At 41.1% G+C, this 1,279-nt stretch carries 1 protein-coding gene; it reads right to left on the bottom strand.

From position 1 onward, the window contains the following. Positions 1 to 1,190: ISL3 family transposase (locus FEZ33_RS12200; RefSeq protein ID WP_138405612.1), on the bottom strand; the 1,190-nt coding region annotated here is incomplete at its 3' end. Between the last annotated feature and the right edge of the window lie 89 nt (positions 1,191 to 1,279).

The raw sequence follows: 1,279 nt of genomic DNA, 5'->3' as shown, positions 1-1,279 counted from the left end.
TTATTATTAATACCTTCGATCGGGCCATTCGTTAAACCTGGATACGAGAACGTGTTGTGAATATACGTTTGGTACTTCTTAAAAGAACGTAAGACACGCCTTAACCCAGCTGGAAGCTGAAGTTGCTTCGCCTGAATTAAGGTAGATTCAAATCGTGGCCAATTGTTGGTACGGTAGGCATCCCCTAATTGATGGACAATCTGATAGGTGGCTTTTAGTTGGGTATCTTGAGCCAGTAAATAATCCACAATTCCTTGCGTATTCGTCAGCCAATCAAATAAAGGAAATCGGTGATAGGTTGTGGCTTTGAGGTCATTCGGATTTTTTTGGATTAACTTCCAATAGCGTTTTAATTTATTATATAATCGGCGGTCTTTGGTTCGAATGGTATTCATAAACTGCACACGATACTGCGATAATTCACGGTTTAAAGCCTGTATCAAGTGAAAGGGATCCATGATAATATCGGCATTGGGAAACCATCGATGAATGACTTGAATATAAGGTTCGTACATATCAATAGTGACAGATTTAACCTGACGGCGCACAGCGAGATCATAGCGAATAAAATAGTTTTTTAAAGAGCCCGCTTTTCGGTCTTCGACCACATCGACGACTTGATGATTTATAGCGTCGCAGTAAATAAAACTCATGGCGGCTTTGACTGATTTGACACTTTTGAATTCATCAAAACAGAGGTGCTCGGGTAACGAAGATGTGGGACGGATCCGAAGCGTAGCGGCAGCCTGATGAATGACGCGACGCACGGTATTCGGGGAAACATGGGTATCTTTGGCAATATCTACCTCTGACATCACACGTGTTGCCCGATCCATAATCATTTGTGTGACCCGCTTAGAAATAAAACAGTGAGGGTCCACAAAGGACGTTTTCGCTGTAAAGCTTTGGCCACAGGTTTTACATTTGAAGCGTTGTTTGGCTAAGTTTAAGTAGGCAGGAAGTCCCGTTATGCTCGCTAAAGTCAGACGAGAGTGACGCGTCCCATTTTTAACGACTTGATAGGCATCATTGACGATACCACAACATTCACAGGCTTTAGGAACATACGTTAATGTGCCAAAGTAAAACAAAGATAAGCGGCCTTTATAATGCTGTTCTTCAACACGGTCCATATCGATCGTGATATTTGGGTCTTTTAATTGAAAGGTTTTTTGGATAAAATGGTTCATGCGTAGATATTCTCCTTATGTTATTTGGTGGTACTTTTAATATAACGAATATCTGCGTCTTTTAGAAGACACAAAGATAGGGTTGATGA

Origin of the sequence: Ruoffia tabacinasalis (assembly GCF_005864045.1) — a bacterium.
Classification (GTDB): domain Bacteria; phylum Bacillota; class Bacilli; order Lactobacillales; family Aerococcaceae; genus Ruoffia; species Ruoffia tabacinasalis.
This window is presented reverse-complemented; position numbering and strand designations above follow the sequence as displayed.